The sequence below is a fragment of the Phytohabitans sp. LZ39 genome (assembly GCF_059359075.1).
This window is the reverse complement of the sequence record NZ_JCADBM010000036.1, coordinates 26,750-47,407: the sequence shown is the minus strand read 5'-3', so window position 1 is coordinate 47,407 and position 20,658 is coordinate 26,750. Positions and strand designations below refer to the sequence as shown.

Genomic DNA, 20,658 nt, shown 5'->3' with positions numbered 1-20,658 from the left:
CCTGCGGACCGCTGCTCCCGCCGGAGACCGCGCAGGTCGGCGGCTCGCAGGGCGAGCCGAGATCCCCGACCTCCGCTGCCACGTCCGCGGTGCAAGACGGTCTGGACCCATTGCCACTCACCCTAAGTTCGGCGCCTCCGGCGGGGCCGCCTGGCCTTGTTTCGGTCTCCTGGTGCGGCACGGCTCGGGCTTCGCGCGCTGGCTGCGGCTTGGGGACGGCTGGGCCGTGGTGGGGTCGTGATCGTGTGGTTGGTATTTATGCATCGTCTGGAAGTAGACCTAGAGACCTTTCGGGTTCAAGGCCGCCGCCCGTCGTGGCGTTGCTTCAAGGCAGATTTGCCCGCGTCCGCGTCAGCTGCGGACCGTATGCTCCCGCGGGCACCGCTCCCGGCCGGCGGCTCGCGGCGCTCGCCGAAATCCCCGGCCGTCCACTGCCAGCTCCGCGAGACAAGCCCGGAAGGGGGTCTTCGCGGCCCCACCTGCACCATCCCGACGCAACGTAACCATCCAACGGGACCAGACTTCGAGATCTAGGAGATCTAGGGTTGAAATGGCGCCCTAACTCTCCTAGATCTCGAGCCTCGCGCCGCTCGCACCTTCGTGGTGGTTACCCGCGGCGACGACGACCCCGTTGCTTTCCCGGATCGCCGATCCGGGAACAGACATTCTGGACAAACGTCGACCACCGCCCGGCGCGAGCTCCGTCACCCCGCCCTCTTTCCTTCCGGCCGGTTGCGCGCTGGGGTGAGCGCGACCAACGGCGGACGGGTGAGGCCGCGGGAGCAGCGGTCTGGACCACGACGGACGTCGCGGTAGCTCAAATCTCTGTCCAAATAAGGTACTCAGTGGGCGAAGCTCGTCGCTCCACGGGAAAGTGACAAATGGTTCATAGGGGGCGGCGAAGGCCTCCTGAAGGCGTGCACTGCGGGCCGTGCATCCGCCGAGCAAAGGGGTGACCGCGACCAAACGCGAGCGTGAGCCGCGGGAGCAGCGGTGGCATTAGGTCTGGACCACCGCGCACGTTGCGGTAGCTCGAAATTCTTGGGATCGGGCTTCGAGGCAAGCCGACAGGGCCGACTCTCTACGGGCGGGCGAGCGCGAGCCAGTCGTGGGCGGTGACCTCCGTGCCTGGGGCGGCCAGCAGGCGGTCGAGGGTGCCGGGCACGCGGGCGGTGAGATCCCACATGGCGCCGCTGGTCAGGCGGACGCGGGCCAGCGGCACGCCCGCCACGTACGTCTGGCCGGGCGCGACAAGCCAGCGCAGCAGGTGGGCTGAGCCGCCCGGGATCGCGAACGACAGCGGCACCGACGGCTCGGGCGACGTGGCGGCGGTCACCCGGCGTGGGCCGCTGCGGGCCAGCCAGCGCGCCGCGCCCTGCACGGTGGCCAGCTCGGGCTCGTCGACGGTGCGGAGTGGGAGCCGTAGCGTCTGCTGGAGGAGCTCGGCCACGGCGGGCATGCGTGACCCGCCGCCCACGGTCAAGATGGCCGCGACCTGGTGTGGCGACACGCCCACGCGGGCCAGCAGGTCGGTGCAGCAGGACACCGTGCGGCCCAGCAGCGGTGCGGCCAGCGCGCCGAGGTCGGGGCGGCTGAGCCGGTAGGCGGGCGCGTTCGGCATGAAGAAGTCTTCGACCGTCGGGGCGTCGCTCAGCTGGTGCTTGAGGCGCTGGGCGAAGTCGGTGACCGCCATGCCCAGACGCAGCGCGGCCGGGTCGTTGGGGCTCGCGGCGGCGGAGGAGAGCAGCGGTGCGAGCCACTCCTGGCCCTCGGCGTGGATGCGGCCGGCCAGCAGCGCGTCGATGTCGCGGCCGCCGCAGTCGTCAAGCGCCGCGTGCCCGAGCACCTCGTGCCACCGCTCGCCGATGCGCAGGACCGCGGTGTCGAAGGTGCCGCCACCCAGGTCGTACACCAAGACGAGGTCGCCGGGGGTGAAGGGTGGACCAGCCACCGGCGCGAAGGCGGCCGCGACCGGCTCGGGTAGCAGCTCGACGGTCTCCAGGCCGGCGGCCTCGGCGGCGGCGAGCATGCGGGCGCGGCGCGGGTCGCCGGGGGCGTAGCTCGCCGGCACTGTCACCAGCGTGCGGGCGATCGGGCCGCCGTGCAGGCGCTCGGCCTCGGCGCGGAGCGCGGTGAGCAGCGCGACGACCTGCTCGACCGGGCGGAAGCGGCGCCCGCCCAGCATCACCGACGAGTCCGCCGCCAGCCCGCGCTTGAACTCGGCGGCGTACGACTCCGGCTCCGAGCGCTTGCGCCGCTCGGCCAGCGTGCCGACGAACATCTGCTGCCCATCCCAGAGGACGGCGGAGGGCCAGGTGGCGGCGCCGGTCACCGGCTCGGGCACGGGCCGGACCTCGTCGCCGGCGACCACGACGGCGGCCGAGGAGGTGGTGCCGAAGTCAACAACCAGCACTGGCGCGTCGCCCGGCCGGGACGGTGGTGGGGTCTCAGACGTGCCAGACATCGACAAGGCTCCTGCCCTCGGACTCCCAATTGGCCAGCAGGTGACGCCCGTCGGCGCTGAACCCGGCCAGTGCCCGCCGGCCCGGCGTCTCGTGCGCCCGGAACACCTCCTGCTCTGTCGCGATGTCGTGCACCAGCAGCACCCACGAGCCGTCGCTGGCCTCCAGCATGGCGGCGCGCAGCTGGCCGTCGGGGCTGGCGACGGTGGTGCCGAAGCCCTGGGTGCGGCTGCGGCTGGAGTAGTCGGGGTGGCGGCGGCTCCACGCCTCGTCGGAGACCTTGTCGATCCGGCTGCCGGTGCGGAGATCCCAGATCGTGAACGTGGAACGCCGGTAGCGCCCCACCGCTTTGCCCTCGGTCTCGGTGGCCAGGCGCCACTCGACCTCGTTGACCCGCACGTCGGACGTGCCGCCGGTGTCGCGGAAGCGGGTCGCGAGCTTGCCCGTGTCGACATCCCAGACCGAGAACCAGCCCTCGGCATCCCACGCGATGAGGCAGAGCCGCCCATCCGGCCCGACGAAGACCCGACCGCCCACGGGCGCGGCGCCGCCCAGCTCCGGGACGAACTCGGCGGTCACGGCGGTGTCGCCGACCGCCCGGTATCGCACGTATCGGCCGGCGCCGTCGCACTCCACCAGGCGCTGGCGGTCGGGGGTGAGCAGCCAGGAGCCGGCGACATCCAGCCGGTGCTCGAGCGGCGGGGCGTGCTCGGCGAGCGCCTTGGGCGTCTTCGCGGCCGAGGCGACGAGCACCGGGCCGACCTGCTGGCCGGGCGCGGCGCGGTGGGCGAGCAGGGTGCCGGCCTGGGGTGCGACGAGGTCGAAGACGCGGTCGTCGGGCACCCGCACCCGGGCCACGACCGCGCCCGCGGGATATGGCTGGCCCTCCGCGACGAGCCAGCGCACCAGCTCGGCCCGGCCCCCGGGGATGTCCCAGGCGACCGGCTCGACCCGCCAGCTCGGCCGCTCCGCGGGCACCGCGCGGCTGAGCGCGCCGACCGACCAGCGGGCCGCGCCGCGGGCCACGGCCAGCTCCGGCTCGGCGGCCCGGCGCACCGGGTGGCCGAGCGCGCCGCGCAGGGCCGGCTCGACCATCGGCAGCCGCGCGCCGCCCCCGGCGAGCACCACGGCACTCACGTCGGCCGGCGCGGCACCGGCGGCGGTGAGCACGGCGTGGCAGCTGGCGGCCAGCCACCGCAACGCCGGCTCCGCGAACGCCGCCAGCCACTCGCGGGTCAGCCGGTAGGGCGGCGCGATCGGCGTGAGGTGGTCGGCCACCTCCTCGGCGTCAGCGAGCTGGTGCTTGAGCCGCCGCACGAAGTCGATCGCCTCGTAGTAGGCGCGCAGCCCCGCGTCGCCGGGTGCGGCGAGCAGCGGCTCGAGCCACGGGCGCCCCTCGGAGCGCAGATCGTCGATCAGCAGGGCGTCGAGGTCGTGGCCGGCGGCCGAGGTTTCCTGGGCCAGCTGGACGGTGTGGTTGCCCCGCACCCGCACGAGCGAGACGGTCCAGGTGGCGCCGAGCACGCAGACCAGCACCAGCGCCCCGGACGGCAGCCCGCTACCGGTCTCCGGGTCGAGTGCCGCCGCCACCGCGCTGGACAGCAGCTCCACATCGGAGAAACCGGCCATCCCGCCAGCCGCGATCAGCACGTCGCGACGCGGGTCTCCCGGCCCGTACGACGCGGGTGTGGTGAGCGTCACGCGGTCGATATCCGCGCCATACTGCTGGCGGGCCTCGCCGCGCACGGCCGTCAGATAGGCGGCCAGCGCCTCGCCGCCGGTGACCTCCCGCCCCTCCAGCCACATCGACGCCTGCGCGTCGACGGCCCGCCGCGGCCCGTCGATGTAGCGCCGGGGGATGGCCCGCTTGCGCCGCTCGGCGGCGGTGCCGACCAGGTAGCCGGCGTCGTCGAGGCAGACGGAAGACGGCCAGACCAGGCTGCCGGTGCCCGGCTCGCGCAGGAGCCCGGACTGGTCACCGACGACCAACGCGACGCGGGCAGCCGATGTGCCGACATCGACCACCAGGATCGGCTCGGCCATGAGGGATCCTCAAAGGGGTTTTGATACGCGGCTGGGAGTTTTCGAACTACTGGGAGTTCCGGCATAGTTTCCGCGAGTCTTACGGCCGCGTCCACCCTCCGGAGGGGTACTGCACAAGCCAAGTGGACGATATGGATGCAGCAGCAACACGTTGGTAACAATCGATCAAGCAATCCGGGTACCGTACGGCTCCGAAGTACCGATATGGGCGCGCAAATGATCGGCGAGAGGCTGGCTTTCATGAGCGACGGCGCCAACGACGGGCCGCGTCGGGCGGACCACCTGTCGGCCGTACCCCCGCTGGCGCCGGAGCCCGCGATGGAGGCCAACGAGTTGCTCCGCGCGGTGGCGCGGGGCGACGAGGCCGCGTTCGAGCGCCTCTACGACCTCGTGGCCCCCCGGGTGTACGGGCTGGCCCGGCGCGTCCTGCGTGACCCCGCCCAGGCCGAGGAGGTGGCCCAGGAGGTGCTCGTCGAGGTGTGGCGCACCGCCAGCCGCTTCGACCCGGCGCGCGGCTCGGCCACCGCGTGGGTCTTCACGATCGCCCACCGCCGCGCCGTCGACCGGGTCCGCTCCGAGCAGGCCGGCGCCGATCGGGCCCGCCGCCTGGCCGCCACGCAGGGCGAGACTCCGTACGACGAGGTGGTCGACCAGGCCACCGCACACCTGGAGCAGCAGCAGGTGCGGCGGTGCATCCAGACGCTCACCGGCCTCCAGCGCGAGGCGATCACGCTGGCCTACTACGGCGGCTACACCTACCGCGAGGTCGCCGAGCTGCTCGACACCGCGCTGCCCACCATCAAGACGCGCATGCGCGACGGGTTGATCCGGCTGCGCGACTGCCTGGGCGTGGAGGTGACCGCGTGACGACAGACGTCCACGCGCTCGCCGGGGCGTACGCGCTGCACGCGCTCTCCGACGTCGAACGGGCCGCCTTCGCCCGCCACCTGGCGGAGTGCGAGTCCTGCGCGCACGAGGTGGCCGAGCTCCAGGAGACCGCCGCCCGGCTGGCCGACGGCGCCTGGTCGGTGCCGCCGCCCCGGCTGCGCGGCAACGTGCTCGCCGAGATCCGCCAGACCCGCCAGGTGCCTCCGGGGCATGCGGACCGCCCGGCTCGTGCCGCCTCACCCGCCGCAGGCGGCTTGCGGCGCCGGTCGCTCGCCGTCGCCGCGGCCGCCGCGGTGGTCCTGGCCGCGGGCACGGGCACGGTCTCCTATGTCGCGCAAGAGCAGCGGGTACAGGACGAGCGGGCCACCGCCGAGGCCCTGCGCGCGGAGGCGGCCCGGGTCGAGGCCGTGCTCGCCGCCTCCGACGCGCAGCTGCGTTCCGCGCCGGTGACCGGTGGCGGCCAGATCACGATGGTGCTCTCGGAGAGCCTGGACGAGGGCGTGGTCATGCTCTCCGGCGCCCGCGCGCCTGGCGCCGACCGGGCGTACCAGCTGTGGTTCATCGCCGCCGGCACGACCGCCTCGCGCGGGGTGCTCCCGGCCGGTGAGGGCGGGGCGACCAAGCTGATCGACAAGATCCGCGGCATGGACACGCTCGGCGTCACGATCGAGCCGTCCGACGGATCCTCCCGCGAGCCGAGCGCCCCGGTCGTGGCCAGCGTGCCGGTGCGGGCCTGAAAATTCGTTTCCGGCCGCGGCTACGGTGATCGCATGACGTTCTTCTTCCTCGCCCGCTGACCCCCACTGGCGGGTCGTGGGCCATTCCCACCGCTGGTGATGCGGGGCGGCGAGGCGCCGTCCCGGGTCCTGCCGCGGGAGAAGAACGATGCGCGCGCGCCTCCTGGCGCGGACGGTGCGAGGCATGGAAATCCTGGTCGCCAGCGAGATCCGCGAACGCGGTCTCGGCCACGTCGACCTCATCGGCCACCGCGAGGTGCACTTCACCTCGCCGGATCCGGCCGCCGCGACCCGTGCCCTGCCCACCGCCGACGATGTACTGCTCGTGGCCGCCGTGCTGCACGGCATCGGCCACACCAAGGACGACCTCCGCCACCTCACCGAGCTGGGCGACCTCTCGTGGGCGCCACGCCGGCCGCTCGACGTCTCCGCCACGGTGGTGGGCGCCCGCCGCTTCGGCCGGTACGACGTCGAGGACGCCGTCGGCGCGTACCTGTCGAGCGTGCTGGGCGTGCCCTACCACTCGCGCCGCGGCGGCGTACGCCCACCGCCCGGCACCACCTCGTGGCGGGTGACGATCGAGGGCAAGCGGGCCACGGTGGCCGTACGCCAGGCTGACCGTCCCGCCCACCGCCGCGACTACAAGCGGGCGAGCGTGCCCGGCACGCTGCACCCGCCGGTGGCCGCCGCGATGGTCCGGCTGGCCGGCGTCGGGCGCGGCGATGTGGTGCTCGACCCGTGCTGCGGCGCGGGCACCCTGCTGATCGAGGCGTCCAGCACGGGAGCCCGCCTCTACGGCGCCGACCGTGACCCGGCGGCGCTGCGTGCCGCGCGCACGAACGCCAGCGGGCTTGGCCTGCGCCTGCTCCACGCCGACGCGGGTGCCCTGCCGCTGCGGGCCGGCGGCGTCGACCGCATCCTGGCCAACCCGCCATGGGAACGCCAGGTGCCCGCGCGGGGCACGCTCGCCGCCGACCCGACCCGGCTGTGGTCCGAGCTTCGCCGCGTGCTCCACCCGTCGGGCCGCCTTGTCGCCCTGCTCCATGGCGACGCTCCGCTGGAGGGCTGGCACCCGCTGGCCCGCCACCCCATCCGGGTAGCCGGCGCCGAAGCCACGATCGTGGTCGCCGCGCTCCGGTCGGGCTAGAGCCGGGCGGCGATGATCTGGGCGGCGCGGCGGAGAATCGCCAGGTCGCGGGGCGACGCGCCGTCCAGCAGACCGGCCACCGCGCGCACCCGGGCCGCCCGGCCGCGCTCCAGCAGGCGGCGGCCGGCCGCTGTCGGCGTCACCAGCACCACGCGGCGGTCGGTCGCCGAGCGCTCGCGCACCACCAGGCCGTCCGCCTCCAGGGCGGCCACCAGCTTGGTGATGGCCGGCGGCGAGACCTGCTCGATGGCGGCCAGCCGGGTAATGGGCTGCGGCCCGGCGAAGACGACCACCGACAGCAGTGACGCGCGCGGACCGTCGAGGTCCATGCCCACATCCCGGGCGCGCGCCAGGCGCAGCAGCCGCAGCGCCGCCGAGTGCAACAGGTTGGCAGTCTCGTGGCGCTCGTCGGCCGGCACTCCCGCGGGCCGCCCAGGCAGCCGTGCTTGCCTCGACTGCTTCACCATGGTTAACCTTTTACCATAGTTAAGCATCTGTCCGGGAGGTGGCCATGGCACTCGGTCCGGTGGCCCAGATCCACGTCAGCGTGCGCGACATCGACCGTGCGGTGGTGTTCTACCGTGACGTGCTCGGCATCCCGCTGCTCTTCCAGGTGCCCGGCCAGCCGATGGCCTTCTTCGCCAGCGGTGACGTCCGGCTCTACCTTGGTGTGCCGGAGCGCGAAGAGTTCGCCAGCCGGTGCACGCTCTACTTCCGCGTCGACGACATCGATTCCGAGCACGCCCGCCTCGTCGCGGCGGGCGTCGAGTCGTTCGGCCCGCCACATGTCGTGCACCGTGACGGCGCGACCGAGCTCTGGATGTCGTTCTTCACCGACCCCGACGGCCACAAGATAGGCCTGATGCAGGAGCGCTAGTGTGGCCACCGCACGAGAGACCCTTCGGAGTCGCGGAGTCTGCCAACGATAGATCTTGGTACGAATTGGCCCCCCGAGGGGCAGCTCCATACCAAGATCCCTCGGGGGCGTGGACCCCGATGGGCTTGTCCGGCGGGCCTGGCAGCGGAGGTCGGGGATCTCGGCGAGCCGCCGGCCGGAGCGGTGCCCGCGGGAGCATACGGTCCGCAGCTGACGCGGACGGGGGCAAATCTGCTTTAAAAGCATCACCGCGCGATCAGCGGTGACCTCGACTGCGAAAGCTCTCTAGAGACCTTTCGGAGTTAGGGTCGCCGCGGTCTCGGGCTCGATTCAAAGGCAGATTTGAGCTACCGCGATGTCCGTCGTGGTCCAGACCGCTGCTCCCGCGGCCTCACCCGTCCGCCGCTGGTCACGCTCACCCCGCGCGTGGTTCGTTTGTCCCCAATGCCCCGTGCCGAAGCGGCGGGCAACAGACCGGACAGATGCGCCGTCACCGCGAGTAACCGCCGCGGTGGCGTGAACGGTGTCCGGTGCGAGATCTTGGAGAGTTTGGGCGCTATTTCAACCCTAAGCGTTCTAGATCCAACGCCTGACCCCGTAGCTGGTGACGCTGTGTCAGGATGCTGGCGGTGGTCGGGGCTTGTCTCGCGGAGCTGGCAGTGGACGGCCGGGGATCTCGGCTCGCCCTGGCGAGCCGCCGGCCGGGAGCGGTGCCCGCGGGAGCATACGGTCTCCAGCTGACACGGACGGGGGGAAATCTGCCGGAGCGCCGCCACGCGCGTAACCCCAACTGCGAAAGCTCTCTAGAGGCGGCGTGGGAGCGGGGGCGCCGAGGTGGCGCCCCCGTCCGAGCGAGCGGTCAGTTGGTGGGACTCGCCGAGTAGATGCTCTCGGCGAACTGGTGCAGGCGGTGCTCGTCGAGGTGTACGGCGAGGTCGGCTTCGCTGATCATGCCGACGATGCGCTGACCCTCCATCACCGGCAGGCGGCGGATCTTGTTGCTCTGCATGAGGCGCAGCACCTCGTCCTGGTCGGCTTCGACGTCGACCCAGATCGGCGTGCCCTGCGCCATGTCGCGGGCGGTCATCGAACGGGGGTCGCCGCCCTCGGCGACACACCGCACCACGATGTCGCGGTCGGTGATGATGCCCTTCAGGCGGTCGTCTCTGCCGCAGATGGGCAGCGCGCCCACCTGGAGGTCCCGCATCATCCGGGCGGCGTTCTCCAGCGTGTCGTCTTCGGCGATGCACTCGCATCCCGGATGCATGATGTCGCGAGCGGTGCTCATGGTGCTTCTCCTTCCTCCGGCCGCGTCGTCGAGGCCGGCGGACGACGGCGCTCGCGCACTGCCCGGGGCGGAGCGCCTCAGCACTCACCGTAACCGTCAGGGGAGGGCCACGCAGGGCAAAGGCCAGACCTGACGAAAGTCAGGGGGAGCGGGTGACGATCGGGCCCTGCGGCGGTCACCCACCCGTCCATAGCGTCGGCCGTATGACGATCACTGTGACCGGCCTGACGAAACGGTACGGCGCGACCACGGCGGTGCACGACATCTCGCTGCGGATCGCGCCGGGTCGGGTGACCGGGTTTCTCGGGCCGAACGGCTCCGGCAAGTCCACCACCATCCGCATGATCCTCGGGCTGGACCGGCCCACGGCGGGCACCGCTCTGGTCGGCGGCAAGCCGTACGCGGAGCTGAAGAGTCCACTTCGGACGGTTGGTGCGCTGCTCGACGCGCGGGCGGTGCATCCGGGGCGGAGCGCCCGCAACCACCTCCGGATGATGGCGCGGAGCAACGGAATCCCGGAGCGGCGGGTGGGCGAGGTGCTGGACACGGTCGGCCTCGGCCACGTGGCGCGCAAGCGGGCCGGCGGCTTCTCGCTCGGCATGAGCCAGCGTCTCGGCATCGCGGAGGCGCTGCTCGGCGACCCCGAGGTGCTGATCTTCGACGAGCCGGTCAACGGCCTCGACCCCGACGGGGTGCGGTGGGTGCGCCAGCTGATGCGCGCGCTCGCCGCCGAGGGCCGCACCGTCTTCGTCTCCAGTCACCTCATGAGCGAGATGCAGCAGACCGCCGACCACCTGGTCGTGATCGGCAAGGGCCGGATCATCCGGGACGCCCCGATCGCCGAGGTGATCGCGGGCAGCTCGACCACGGCCATCCGGGTGCGCACCCCCGACGCCGAGGTGCTGCGCGACCGCCTGGCGGCCGCGACGATCGCCGCGCACCACACCGGGCCGGGCGAGCTCACCGTCTCCGGCGCGCCGATCGAGCGGATCGGTGACATCGCGTACGAGGCGGGCGTGCGCGTGCACGAGCTCAGCCGCCGGGACGCGTCGCTGGAGGAGGCCTACCTGGAGCTGACCGCGGCGAGCGTCGAGTACGCCACACCCGTGCCCGGGGAGGGCCGATGACCGCGGCGGCCGAGTGGGTGAAGCTGTGGACGGTGCGGTCCACGTGGTGGTGCCTCGCGAGCAGCGTGGTGCTGATGGGCAGCTGCGCCTTCCTGCTCGGCAACGACTTCGCGTACGACCTGGAGCACCCCGAGCAGCAGTCGGTACGCGACACGGCGGCCCTCACGCAGTCGATCGCCGAGCCCGCGGCCGGGTCGGTGTCGCTCGCCCAGTTCGCGGTGATCGCGCTCGCCATGCTGGTGATCACCGCGGAGTACTCCTCCGGCACGATCCGGGCCACGCTGCGCGCGGTGCCGGTACGCGGGCGGGTGTTGCTGGCGAAGGCCGGGGTGGCCGCGGCGGTGACGTTCGCCGCCGGGCTCGTGCTGGCCGTCGCGGGCCTCGCCGCCGCCCGGCTGGGCCTGCGCGACTACGCGGTGGTGGACGGCGGCGAGGCGGTGGCGGTGGCCGTGCGGATCGCGGCCTACCTGGCGCTGATCGCGATCTTCAGCGTCGGCATGGGCGCCGCCCTGCGCAGCGCGGTCGGCACACTTTCCGCCGTGCTGGTGCTGCTTGTCGGTCTGTCGATGGTGGTGCCCGAACCGGCGTCCGACTACCTGCCGGGCGTGGCCGGCGGCAGGTTCGTGGCGGACGGCGACGCGGGCGGTGCGCTGATCCTGGTGGCCTGGACGGCTGCGATCCTGGCGGCCGGCTACGCGGTGCTGAGGCGGCGCGACGCCTGAGCGGGCGGCGGGAGTGCGGCGACCGGGCCGCACTCCCGCCCAAGGGTTTACGGGCGGTCGAACTCGCCCAGCTGGACGCCGTCGAGAAACTCCTGCCAGCGGTCCTGGTGGAAGCCGAGCACCGGCCCACCGTGGTCCTTACTGTCTCGCATCTCGACGGTGGCGGCGTCACGGCGCGCTTCCACACAGTCGCCGTTGTTGTAGCTGCGCGAGCTCTTGCGCCAAGAGTTCGTCAACACAGAATCGTTCTCACATTCTTAGGGGGCAGCCATGGCGGATTCGATCTTAGTAATCGACTCGCCTGGATCGAGCGCTAGACGGTTAAATCGCTCGAACGTTTCTTGGTACGGCCGGATGCTACCGGCGCGTTCAAACCGTCCCCCTGCGAAATCCTCGACGTACACCGTATCGGGGACATCGGATTCCAGATAGATCACGACGAAGTGATGGAAGCTGCCGATCGGGCTCGTCTGCTCGTCGAGGAGGATCCGCAGGTCGACGTTTGGCAGCCGGGCCGCCCAGATCAGGTGGCGCAGCTGGTCGCGCATGATCTGGGCGCTGCCCACCCGCTGGCGCAGCACGTTCTCCTGTAGGACGAGGGAGAGGCGCAGCGGGTCGGGCTTGCGGAGCACCTCCTGCCGGCGCAGCCGCACCTGCACGCGGTCTTCGACCTCGCGCTTGCTCAGCTGGGGGAGGCCGCTCTCGAGCAGCGCGCGGGCGTACGACTCCTGCTGGAGAAGGCCCGGCACCACCCCCGGCTCGTACGAGTCGAAGCGGGTCGCCTCGTCCTCGAAGCCGATGAAGGTCGCGTACGGCTCCGAGATCGAGCCGCTGAACTCGCTCCACCAGCTGCGCGCCCGCCCCCTCTCGGCGAGGGACAGCAGCTCGGCGCGGCGCGCGGCGTCGTCCACTTCGTACAGGTCGAGCAGGTCGCGCAGATCCCGCCCGCGGATGCCGATACGGCCACCCTCCACACGGGAGATCCACGACGCGGAACGTTCGACCCGCTCGCCGACCTGCTCGCCGGTCAGCCCTCGCGCCTGCCGCAATGTCCGCAGTGCGAGTCCGAGCCGGCGCCGCTGGACGGTCGGGCTCGTGCCGTCCACGACTCCTCCCTCCCGTGACACGACACATTTGAACATGTACAACCGCGGCGGCGCGGATCCAAGCCCCTGGGGCGAAACGTACCATGAATGATCATGTTGAGTCTCTTGCAAATGCGACTCGCACAAGCCATGCTCATGTGACAGGAGCGGCGGGCTTCCTGCCAAGCCTGCCAAGCTGCCTCCAGCCCCCGCTCCTACCAATCTCCGGCCGGGTCGGCGACGCCGAGGGCAAGGGCGCCCCGCGTCGCCGCCCGGCGCGGACCTCCTGCCGCAAATGCTGATCTGTCAAATTTGGGACAGCGGGTCATGGGCGGCTGAGCGCGTCCTTCGCGATCAGCCGGCCGTCCGCGAAGCACAGGCGGTAGATGTCGAGCTGTGCCCGCAGCACGTCTCCGTGTGAGCGGTAGTAGAGGCAGTCGCCGCCGGGCCCGTCGTCCTCGGCCGGAGCGTCCAGCCACTCGCGGTCCGGCAGCACCCGCTCCACGGCGGCCCGGTCCATGCCCACGTCGAGGCGGGCGTACCGGTCCGGCGGGAGCACGGAGTTTTCCGTCGCGTACACGTAGTAGGCCACCGCTGTCCCGCCGAGCACCGCGCCCAGGGCCACGGGCACCGCGACCGCCGCGATCAGGCCGCGCCGGGCCTGGCGCTGCACGAGCCGCCGCCGGTCGGTCGAAGACTCGGGCGTCGGCGGTGCGGGCTCGGCCGCGTACGGCAGCCGGGCCACCACCTCGAAGCCCCCGCCGGGCAGCCGGTCCGCCGTCAGCGTGCCGCCGGCAAGCCGCACCCGCTCACCGAGCCCTACCAGGCCGCGCCCACCCGGTGTGACCGAGGGGAGTGGGCCGGCGGGCGGTGGCGCGTTTCTGACGGTGACCGTCGCCTCCGCCTCGCCGTGCCGGATCCGCACCGTGACCGCCGCACCCGGCGCGTGCTTGTTGGCGTTGGTCAGCGCCTCCTGCACGACCCGGTGCGCGGCCCGGTCGACCATCGGGGGCAGCGAGCCCGGCTCAGCGTCGAGGTCGACGGCCATGCCCGACTCCTTCGCCCGGCGTACGAGCTCGGCGATGTCCTCGTCGACCGGCCGGATCGGCGCCGCGTCGGTCCTGTCGCGCAGCACGCCGATGATCTGGCGGAGCCGGTCGGTGGCCGCCCCCGCGCTGGCCCGTAGCTCACCGGCCGCCGCGCGGTGGCGCTCGTCGAGGCCGGGGTCGAGCTCCAGCGCGCCGGCCCGGAGCGCGATGAGGCTGAGCTCGTGGCCGAGCGAGTCGTGCATGTCCTCGGCGATCCGGGTGCGCTCGCGCAGCCGTACCTGGTCGGCGGCCAGCCGCTGCTCCCGCTCGAGCTGCTCGGCGTGCTCCCAGCCGGCCGCGACGAGGTCCTGCTGCTGCCGCCGGTAGCGGCCGACCAGCCAGGGAAAGAGCCCCGCGTACACGAGCACGCCGGCCATCTGGGTCCAGACGAAGAAGCCGGCGTCGACGAGCACGTACGGCGTGGCGACCGCCACGATCGCCAGAAAGCCGATGGCGGCCGGCACCACGCTCGCCATCCGCCGGCCGACGAGGTAGGAGACCACCGGCAGCGCGAACGAGAAGTTGCCGTCCACGGCGGTGAGCGCGACCACGATGAACAGCGAGGCGAGCGGGAAGCGCCGGCCCACCACCACCGCCGCGCCGAGCCCGGCGATCGCGAGCACGAGCAGCCAGAACGGGTATCCGCGATGGCCCAGCCAGCCGGTCACCGGCGCGAAGGCGAGCACCACCCAGAGCAGGAGGTCGGTCGCCATGCGTCGCACAGCCTCGACGTTAGCGCTGGTCCAGGGGGTGGAACCCTGCCGAAAGTCAGGGTCATCGGGTGACGATCGACCGGGGCGGTGGTCCCCGCCGCCTACCTACCGTGGCCCCATGCTGCGCGTGGAGACTGGCCTGACCGCACCCGAGGTAGCCGAGCGGATCGCCGCCGGCCAGGTGAACGACGTACCGGCGCGGTCCAGCCGGAGCGTCGGGGAGATCATCCGGGCCAACCTCTTCACCCGGATCAACGCGATCATCGGCGTCCTGCTGATCATGATCCTGACGGTCGGCCCGATCCAGGACGCCTTGTTCGGCGGCGTGATCATCGCGAACACCCTGATCGGCGTCATCCAGGAGCTGCGGGCAAAGCGGACGCTCGACCGGCTGGCGATCGTCGGCGCCGCGCGGCCGGTGGTCCGCCGCGAGGGGCACGCGGTCGAGGTGGCCGCCTCGGAGATCGTCCTGGACGACCTCGTCGAGCTCGGCGCGGGCGACAAGATCGTCGTGGACGGCGTGGTCGCCGAGGCCGAGCACCTGGAGGTCGACGAGTCGCTGCTGACCGGCGAGGCGGACCCGGTCGTCAAGAAGCCGGGCGACCAGGTGCTCTCCGGCAGCTTCGTGGTGTCCGGCGCGGGCTCCTTCACCGCCACCAAGGTGGGCCGGGAGGCGTACGCGGCAAGGCTCGCCGAGGAGGCCAGCCGCTTCACGCTCGTCGACTCCCAGCTGCGCAACGGGATCAACACGATCCTGCGGGTGGTCACCTGGATGATCATCCCGACCGGGCTGGCACTCGTGGCCAGCCAGCTCTTGGTCAACCGGGACGACCTGCCCGAGGCGGTACGCCGCATGGTGGGCGGGCTGGTGCCGATGGTGCCGGAGGGGCTGGTGCTGCTCACCTCGGTGGCGTTCGCGGTCGGCGTGATCCGGCTCGGCCGGCGAAACACGCTCGTGCAGGAGCTACCCGCGATCGAGGGCCTGGCCCGGGTGAGCGTCGTCGCGCTCGACAAGACCGGCACGCTGACCGACGCGGAGATGGCCGTGGCCGAGGTCCGTGCCGTCTCGCCGGCACCGGTCGAGGCGGTCCTCGGCCTCCTCGCCGCCGCCGACGAGCGCCCCAACGCGAGCATGCGCGCGATCGCCGCCGCGTACCCACAACCACCACAGTGGACAATCAGCGAGCGGACGCCGTTCTCGTCGGCGCGGCGCTGGAGCGGCGCCGTGCTCACCGCGCCCGACGGGACCATCGCGACGTGGCGGATCGGCGCCCCGGACGTGCTCCTGCCGGCCGGCCACCCGTTGCTCGCCGATGCCGACACCTTCGGCGCACGCGGGCTGCGGGTGCTGCTGCTCGCCGGTGACGACGGGCCCGCCGCGCTCGTCGTGCTCGCCCAGCGGCTGCGCGCGGACGCCCCGGAAACGCTGCGCTACTTCGCCGAGCAGGGCGTGGCGGTGAAGGTGATCTCGGGAGACAACGCGGTCTCCGTCGGCGCGGTGGCGCGGGCGCTCGACCTGCCCGGCGCCGACCGCCCGGTGGACGCCCGCACGCTCCCCGAAGACCGGGAGAAGCTGGCCGACGCGGTCGAGGAGGGCACGGTCTTCGGCCGCGTGGGACCACAGCAGAAGCGTGACCTCGTCGCCGCGCTCCAGGCCCGCGGTCACACCGTGGCGATGACCGGCGACGGGGTCAACGACGTGCTCGCGCTCAAGGACGCCGACATCGGCGTGGCGATAGGCTCCGGCAGCCCGGCGACCCGCGCGGTGGCGCAGATCGTGTTGCTGGACAACAGCTTCGCCGCGCTGCCGTCGGTGGTGGCCGAGGGGCGCCGGGTGATCGGCAACATCGAGCGGGTCGCCAACCTCTTCCTCACCAAGACCGTGTACTCGGTGCTGCTCGCCGTCATCGTCGTGCTGAGCCAGGTGCCGTACCCGTTTCTCCCCCGCCACCTCACGCTCATCGGCTCGCTGACGATCGGCATCCCGGCGTTCTTCCTCGCGCTCGCGCCGAACACCGAGCGGGCCCGGGGCGGCTTCGTCGGGCGCGTGCTGCGTTTCGCCGTACCGGCGGGTGCGCTCGCGGCGGCGGCCACGATCACGTCGTACCTGACCGCCCGCGGCGTCTACGACGGCAACCTGGAGGCCGAGACGTCCGCCGCCACCCTCACGCTCTTCCTCGTCGCGCTGTGGGCGCTGGCGATCATCGCGCGGCCGTACACCTGGTGGCGGATCCTGCTGGTGGCCGCGATGGGCGGCGCGTTCGCGGTGGTGCTGGTGGTCCCGTTCCTCCAGGATTTCTTCCAGCTGGAGCTGGTCGGAAGCCGCGCGCCCGGCCTGGCGGTGGCCATCGCGGCGGCCGCGGGGCTGTCGCTGGAGCTGGTCACTCGTCTGCTGCGACAAGCCCCGCCTCGTACGCGATGATGGCCGCCTGCACGCGGTTGCGCACGCCGAGCCGGGTCAGGATCGCGCTCACGTAGCTCTTGACCGTCCCCTCCACGAGGAAGAGCCGCTTCGCGATCTCCGCATTGGACAGTCCCGCGCCGACGAGGGCCAGCACGTCGCGCTCCCGCTCGGTCAGCGCGTCGGTGCGGGTGCGGGCCGCCGCGCCGCGGCTCATCCGGCCGTCGCGCAGCTCGCTGATGACGCGCTGGGCCACGCGCGGCGAGAGGAACGCGGCGCCGCCGGCCACCGCGCGCACTCCGGTGATCAGCTCGCGCGGATCGCCGGACTTGAGCAGGAAGCCGCTCGCGCCGTCGCCGAGCGCGCGGGCGATGTACTCGTCCTCGCCGAACGTGGTGAGCATGACCACCGCGGTCTCCGGCGCGGCCCGGCGGATCTCCGTGGCGGCCGCGAGGCCGTCGAGGCGCGGCATGCGGATGTCCAGCAGCGCCACGTGAGGGCGGTGGGCGAGCGTGAGGTCGGCCGCCTCGCGGCCGTCACCGGCCTCGGCCACCACCTCGATCTCGTCGTCGGCGGCGAGGATCGCCTTCACACCGGCCCGGATCATCGCCTCGTCGTCGGCGAGCAGCACACGGATCACCAGGCCGACGCTACCCGGGCCGATCGTGCGTCAGATCGATATGGGCGAGCTTGCGCCTCGATGCGATCCTTGACCGGTGACCACTGCGCACGGACCCGGGGGAGGCGGCCCGGGCTCCGAGGAGCCGACCGGCCGCGTCCCGCTCCCGGTGCCCGCGCAGGCTCCCCCGCCCAGCTATCCACCTCCGGCATTGCCCCCGCCGCCCGGCTATCCGCCGCCGGCACCGGTCTCCGGGGCCGCCGCCTCGGGTGCGCCCAAGCCGCGCCGCGCGGCGTTCGTGCTCGCCGTCGTGGCGGTCGTGCTTACGCTCGGGCTCGGCACGGTGGCGATCATCCAGGCGCGCCAGATCAGCGACCTGCGCGGCGACCTGACCACGGCCCGCGCCGACGCCGAGCGCGTGCAGTCCAGCGACGACCAGCGACTCGACAGCCTGGAGGGCCAGGTCAGCCAGCTCGGCGAGCAGGCCGGCAAGGTCTTCGACCCGCAGGCGGTGGCCGCGGCCGTGCTGCCCAGCGTCTACCGCATCAGCGCGGGCAAGCTGACCGGCACCGCGTTCGCGGTGGGCACCCCCCGCTCGGGCACCAGCCGGCTGCTGACCGCCTACCACGTGGTGCAGGAGGTCTGGGGTCGCGGCGCCAACCGGGTCCAGCTGGAGCGCGACGGCCAGACCTTCGCGGCCACCGTGACCGACGTCGACCAGTTCAACGACATCGCGGTGCTGTCCGCGGAGTCCGAGTTCGCCGGCCTGGCCACGTCGACCGAGCCGGTGAAGTCGGGACAGCAGATCGTCGTGGTCGGCTCGCCCCTCGGCCTGACCGACAGCGTCACCGTCGGCGTGGTGAGCGCGCTGCGCGAGAGCGACGGCGGCCGCGGCGCGCTCATCCAGTTCGACGCCTCGATCAACCCGGGCAACTCCGGCGGCCCGGTCGTCAACACCTCGAAGCAGGTGGTGGGCATCGCGAGCCTCAAGGCCCAGGACGCCGAGGGGATCGGGCTGGCCACCCCCATACAGACCGCCTGCGCCAAGTTTCGGGTCTGCTAGGCAGGCCTCACAGAGTCCAGCCCCTCAGGAGGAAGAGCGATGACCCACCCCGGGTACCAGCCGGAAGACCCGCAGCAGCAGTACCCGCCGCAGTCGCCGGCCTACCCCGGCTACCCGCCGCAGCCGCAGCCCACTGGGAGCTGGCCCTCGACGAGCACTCCGCCGTACGCCATCTCCGGCGCACCGCAGGCCACCGGTGTCCCTTATGGACAGCAGCCGGCGGGGCGGTCGTCGATGCTTGTGGCGGTCGTGGCGGCGGTCGCGCTCTTCCTGCTGGCCGGCGTGATGACCGGGTTGTACGTGGCGAAGAGCAGCCAGCTCGGCGACACGCGGGACACGCTCAACAGCCAGGTCTCGGATCGGGACGACACCATCAAGGCCAATAACGACAAGATCACCAAGCTCGAGGCCGACCTCAAGACGGCGACCGACGACCTGGCGAAAAACAAGGAGTCGCTCGACAAGGTCACCAAGGAGCGCGACGTGCTGCTGCCGTGCATGCGGCGCTTCACCGAGGCGGTCGACGCGGCCGACGCCGACAACGACGCCGCGCTCAGCACCGCCCTGCGCCAGGCGACGACCGCCTGCGAAAAAGCGCGGACCGAGGTCGAAGACTCATAAGAGGCACGTGCACATTTACCCCGGTCCGCGTCACCTGCGGACCGCCGCTCCCGCCGGAGACCGCAGAGGTCGGCGGCTCGCAGAGCGAGCCGAAATCCCCGACCTCCGCTGCCACCTCCGCGCGCCAAGCCCTCCCCACCCGCCCCAAGAGGGCAGCCCTCTTGGGCGTGAATTCCCAGCGGGGTCCCGTATACCCGCCCAGACAGTGACAGGGCTGCCCTCTTGAGGGCGGCGGGGGCGAGGCGTGATCGGGATCAGCCGCCCGGGGCCGCCTGACGAAAGCGGCGGGGTCCCACGAGGGGCCCCGCCGCCGGCGTAGCGAAGGTCAGGCGGAGACTTCGCCGCGGTCGCCGCCCCAGAGCACGTGGAAGCTGCCCTCGCGGTCGACCCGGCGGTACGTGTGCGCGCCGAAGAAGTCGCGCTGGCCCTGCACCAGCGCGGCCGGCAGGCGCTCGGCCCGCAGCCCGTCGTAGTAGGCCAGCGCGGACGAGAAGCCGGGCACCGGTACGCCCAGCCACGTGGCGGTCGTCACGACCCGCCGCCAGGCGTCCTGCGCGCCGCGCACGGCCTCCTGGAAGTAGTCGTCGACGAGCAGCGAGGGCAGGCCCGGGTTGCTGTCGTACGCCGACTTGATGCGGTCGAGGAACTTGGCCCGGATGATGCAGCCGCCACGCCAGATCGTCGACATGGCGCCCGGGTCGATGTTCCAGTTGTACTCGGCGCTGCCGGCCTGGATCTGGTTGAAGCCCTGCGCGTAGGCGACGATCTTCGACGCGTAGAGCGCCTGCTCGACGTCTTCCACCAGCAGGTCGGATGCGCCAGTCGGCACCGGGCCGGGCAGGTGGCGGGCGGCCGCGCGCAGGTCGGCGTCGCCGGAGAGCGAGCGGGCGAAGACCGCCTCGGCGATGCCGCTGACCGGGACGCCGAGGTCGAGCGCGATCTGCACGGTCCAGCGGCCGGTGCCCTTCTGCTCGGCCTGGTCCTGCACCACGTCGACGAACGGCTTGCCGGTGGCCGCGTCGGTGTGCGCGAGCACCTCGGCCGTGATCTCGATGAGGTACGAGCCGAGCCGCCCCTGGTTCCAGCCGCGGAAGATCTCGGCGATCTCGGCGGGCTCGCGGCCCGCGCCGCGGCGCAGCAGGTCGTACGCCTCGGCGATGAGCTGCATGTCCGCGTACTCGATGCCGTTGTGCACCATCTTTACGAAGTGTCCGGCGCCGTCCGGGCCGACGTGGGTGCAGCACGGCGTGCCGTCGACCTTCGCGGAGATGTCTTCCAGCAGCGGGCCGAGCGCCTCGTACGACTCCGGGGAGCCGCCGGGCATGATGCTGGGCCCGTGCAGCGCGCCCTCCTCGCCGCCGGAGATGCCGGCGCCCACGAAGTGCAGCCCGCGCTCGCGCAGCGCCTGCTCGCGGCGGCGGGTGTCGGCGAAGTGCGCGTTGCCGCCGTCGACGATCATGTCGCCCGGCTCGAGCAGCGGCGCGAACTCGTCGATCACGGCGTCGGTGGGCGCGCCGGCCTTCACCATGATCACGAGGCGGCGGGGTCGCTCCAGGCTCGCCACGAACTGCTCCGCGGTCTCCGCGGGCAGGAAGGTGCCCTCGTGGCCGAACTCCTCGACCAGCTCCTTGGTCCGGCCGTACGAGCGGTTGTGCACCGCCACCGCATGGCCGTGCCGCGCCAGGTTACGGGCGAGATTGCGGCCCATGACCGCCAGCCCCGTGACCCCGATGCGCGCCAACTCCGTCATTAGGTCTTCCTCCCTCACGGCCGAGCA

18 protein-coding genes are annotated in these 20,658 nt (G+C 72.5%); 9 read left to right on the top strand and 9 right to left on the bottom strand.

Going from position 1 to position 20,658, the window contains the following annotated elements; translation table 11 throughout:
- Window positions 1-1,081: 1,081 nt before the first annotated feature.
- Window positions 1,082-2,464, bottom strand: coding sequence for an Hsp70 family protein (locus AC5L36_RS42310; protein WP_441219952.1), 1,383 nt, complete (start codon window positions 2,462-2,464; stop codon window positions 1,082-1,084).
- Window positions 2,448-4,505 carry an Hsp70 family protein gene (locus AC5L36_RS42305; RefSeq protein WP_441219951.1) on the bottom strand — a complete coding sequence of 686 codons (2,058 nt, stop codon included), beginning with the start codon at window positions 4,503-4,505 and terminating at the stop codon, window positions 2,448-2,450. The genes AC5L36_RS42310 and AC5L36_RS42305 overlap by 17 nt, the downstream gene beginning before the upstream one ends.
- 240 nt (window positions 4,506-4,745) lie before the next feature.
- Between AC5L36_RS42305 and AC5L36_RS42300 the strand changes: the two genes are divergently transcribed.
- From AC5L36_RS42300 to AC5L36_RS42290, 3 genes are all read left to right on the top strand, one after another.
- Window positions 4,746-5,372 carry a sigma-70 family RNA polymerase sigma factor gene (locus AC5L36_RS42300; protein ID WP_441219950.1) on the top strand — a complete coding sequence of 209 codons (627 nt, stop codon included), beginning with the start codon at window positions 4,746-4,748 and terminating at the stop codon, window positions 5,370-5,372.
- Window positions 5,369-6,130: an anti-sigma factor gene (locus AC5L36_RS42295; protein WP_441219949.1), complete on the top strand. Its 762-nt coding sequence runs from the start codon at window positions 5,369-5,371 to the stop codon at window positions 6,128-6,130. Before AC5L36_RS42300 ends, AC5L36_RS42295 begins: the two co-directional genes overlap by 4 nt.
- Before the next feature lie 184 nt (window positions 6,131-6,314).
- Window positions 6,315-7,277, top strand: a complete 963-nt coding sequence (locus AC5L36_RS42290) for a methyltransferase domain-containing protein (protein WP_441219948.1) — start codon at window positions 6,315-6,317, stop codon at window positions 7,275-7,277.
- On the opposite strand, the gene AC5L36_RS42285 is transcribed toward AC5L36_RS42290, so the two are convergent.
- The gene (locus AC5L36_RS42285; protein ID WP_441219947.1) at window positions 7,274-7,741 is read right to left on the bottom strand and encodes a MarR family winged helix-turn-helix transcriptional regulator; all 468 of its coding nucleotides are present in this window, start codon (window positions 7,739-7,741) and stop codon (window positions 7,274-7,276) included. The genes AC5L36_RS42290 and AC5L36_RS42285 overlap by 4 nt on opposite strands.
- A gap of 47 nt (window positions 7,742-7,788) precedes the next feature.
- Here AC5L36_RS42285 and AC5L36_RS42280 point away from each other — a divergent pair, with 47 nt between their 5' ends.
- Window positions 7,789-8,154 carry a VOC family protein gene (locus tag AC5L36_RS42280; protein ID WP_441219946.1) on the top strand — a complete coding sequence of 122 codons (366 nt, stop codon included), beginning with the start codon at window positions 7,789-7,791 and terminating at the stop codon, window positions 8,152-8,154.
- Window positions 8,155-9,013: 859 nt separating this feature from the next.
- Here the strand turns inward: AC5L36_RS42280 and AC5L36_RS42275 are convergent.
- Entirely contained in the window at window positions 9,014-9,442 is a 429-nt protein-coding gene (locus AC5L36_RS42275) for a CBS domain-containing protein (protein ID WP_441219945.1), read from the bottom strand.
- A gap of 203 nt (window positions 9,443-9,645) precedes the next feature.
- Here AC5L36_RS42275 and AC5L36_RS42270 point away from each other — a divergent pair, with 203 nt between their 5' ends.
- Both AC5L36_RS42270 and AC5L36_RS42265 read left to right on the top strand, forming a co-directional pair.
- Window positions 9,646-10,569: an ABC transporter ATP-binding protein gene (locus AC5L36_RS42270; RefSeq protein WP_441219944.1), complete on the top strand. Its 924-nt coding sequence runs from the start codon at window positions 9,646-9,648 to the stop codon at window positions 10,567-10,569.
- The gene (locus tag AC5L36_RS42265) at window positions 10,566-11,291 is read left to right on the top strand and encodes an ABC transporter permease (protein WP_441219943.1); all 726 of its coding nucleotides are present in this window, start codon (window positions 10,566-10,568) and stop codon (window positions 11,289-11,291) included. Before AC5L36_RS42270 ends, AC5L36_RS42265 begins: the two co-directional genes overlap by 4 nt.
- 47 nt (window positions 11,292-11,338) lie before the next feature.
- On the opposite strand, the gene AC5L36_RS42260 is transcribed toward AC5L36_RS42265, so the two are convergent.
- From AC5L36_RS42260 to AC5L36_RS42250, 3 genes are all read right to left on the bottom strand, one after another.
- A complete protein-coding gene (locus AC5L36_RS42260) occupies window positions 11,339-11,530 on the bottom strand; it encodes a DUF397 domain-containing protein (RefSeq protein ID WP_441219942.1) in 192 nt (63 codons plus the stop codon).
- Window positions 11,531-11,548: 18 nt separating this feature from the next.
- Window positions 11,549-12,397 carry a helix-turn-helix domain-containing protein gene (locus AC5L36_RS42255; RefSeq protein WP_441219941.1) on the bottom strand — a complete coding sequence of 283 codons (849 nt, stop codon included), beginning with the start codon at window positions 12,395-12,397 and terminating at the stop codon, window positions 11,549-11,551.
- 304 nt (window positions 12,398-12,701) lie between these two features.
- A complete protein-coding gene (locus AC5L36_RS42250) occupies window positions 12,702-14,177 on the bottom strand; it encodes a sensor histidine kinase (protein WP_441219989.1) in 1,476 nt (491 codons plus the stop codon).
- Window positions 14,178-14,295: 118 nt separating this feature from the next.
- On the opposite strand from AC5L36_RS42250, the gene AC5L36_RS42245 reads away from it, so the two are divergent.
- Complete coding sequence (locus AC5L36_RS42245; RefSeq protein ID WP_441219940.1) at window positions 14,296-16,599, top strand: HAD-IC family P-type ATPase; 2,304 nt, start codon at window positions 14,296-14,298, stop codon at window positions 16,597-16,599.
- On the opposite strand, the gene AC5L36_RS42240 is transcribed toward AC5L36_RS42245, so the two are convergent.
- Complete coding sequence (locus AC5L36_RS42240) at window positions 16,559-17,221, bottom strand: response regulator (RefSeq protein WP_441219988.1); 663 nt, start codon at window positions 17,219-17,221, stop codon at window positions 16,559-16,561. The genes AC5L36_RS42245 and AC5L36_RS42240 overlap by 41 nt on opposite strands.
- A 73-nt stretch (window positions 17,222-17,294) precedes the next feature.
- On the opposite strand from AC5L36_RS42240, the gene AC5L36_RS42235 reads away from it, so the two are divergent.
- Together AC5L36_RS42235 and AC5L36_RS42230 are read left to right on the top strand one after the other, a co-directional pair.
- A complete protein-coding gene (locus AC5L36_RS42235) occupies window positions 17,295-18,260 on the top strand; it encodes a S1C family serine protease (RefSeq protein ID WP_441219939.1) in 966 nt (321 codons plus the stop codon).
- 39 nt (window positions 18,261-18,299) lie between these two features.
- Window positions 18,300-18,881: a hypothetical protein gene (locus AC5L36_RS42230; RefSeq protein ID WP_441219938.1), complete on the top strand. Its 582-nt coding sequence runs from the start codon at window positions 18,300-18,302 to the stop codon at window positions 18,879-18,881.
- A gap of 325 nt (window positions 18,882-19,206) precedes the next feature.
- Here the strand turns inward: AC5L36_RS42230 and gnd are convergent, their stop codons facing one another.
- Complete coding sequence (gene gnd, locus AC5L36_RS42225; RefSeq protein WP_441219937.1) at window positions 19,207-20,631, bottom strand: NADP-dependent phosphogluconate dehydrogenase; 1,425 nt, start codon at window positions 20,629-20,631, stop codon at window positions 19,207-19,209.
- Window positions 20,632-20,658 lie beyond the last annotated feature (27 nt).

What these genes read in the sequence shown, in the direction of transcription:
- AC5L36_RS42310 (WP_441219952.1), bottom strand. Translation starts at nt 2,464, where the DNA reads ATGTCTGGCACGTCTGAGACCCCACCACCGTCCCGGCCGGGCGACGCG.
- AC5L36_RS42305 (WP_441219951.1), bottom strand. Translation starts at nt 4,505, where the DNA reads ATGGCCGAGCCGATCCTGGTGGTCGATGTCGGCACATCGGCTGCCCGC.
- AC5L36_RS42300 (WP_441219950.1), top strand. Translation starts at nt 4,746, where the DNA reads ATGAGCGACGGCGCCAACGACGGGCCGCGTCGGGCGGACCACCTGTCG.
- AC5L36_RS42290 (WP_441219948.1), top strand. Translation starts at nt 6,315, where the DNA reads ATGGAAATCCTGGTCGCCAGCGAGATCCGCGAACGCGGTCTCGGCCAC.
- AC5L36_RS42280 (WP_441219946.1), top strand. Translation starts at nt 7,789, where the DNA reads ATGGCACTCGGTCCGGTGGCCCAGATCCACGTCAGCGTGCGCGACATC.
- AC5L36_RS42275 (WP_441219945.1), bottom strand. Translation starts at nt 9,442, where the DNA reads ATGAGCACCGCTCGCGACATCATGCATCCGGGATGCGAGTGCATCGCC.
- AC5L36_RS42270 (WP_441219944.1), top strand. Translation starts at nt 9,646, where the DNA reads ATGACGATCACTGTGACCGGCCTGACGAAACGGTACGGCGCGACCACG.
- AC5L36_RS42265 (WP_441219943.1), top strand. Translation starts at nt 10,566, where the DNA reads ATGACCGCGGCGGCCGAGTGGGTGAAGCTGTGGACGGTGCGGTCCACG.
- AC5L36_RS42250 (WP_441219989.1), bottom strand. Translation starts at nt 14,177, where the DNA reads ATGGCGACCGACCTCCTGCTCTGGGTGGTGCTCGCCTTCGCGCCGGTG.
- AC5L36_RS42245 (WP_441219940.1), top strand. Translation starts at nt 14,296, where the DNA reads ATGCTGCGCGTGGAGACTGGCCTGACCGCACCCGAGGTAGCCGAGCGG.
- AC5L36_RS42230 (WP_441219938.1), top strand. Translation starts at nt 18,300, where the DNA reads ATGACCCACCCCGGGTACCAGCCGGAAGACCCGCAGCAGCAGTACCCG.
- gnd (WP_441219937.1), bottom strand. Translation starts at nt 20,631, where the DNA reads ATGACGGAGTTGGCGCGCATCGGGGTCACGGGGCTGGCGGTCATGGGC.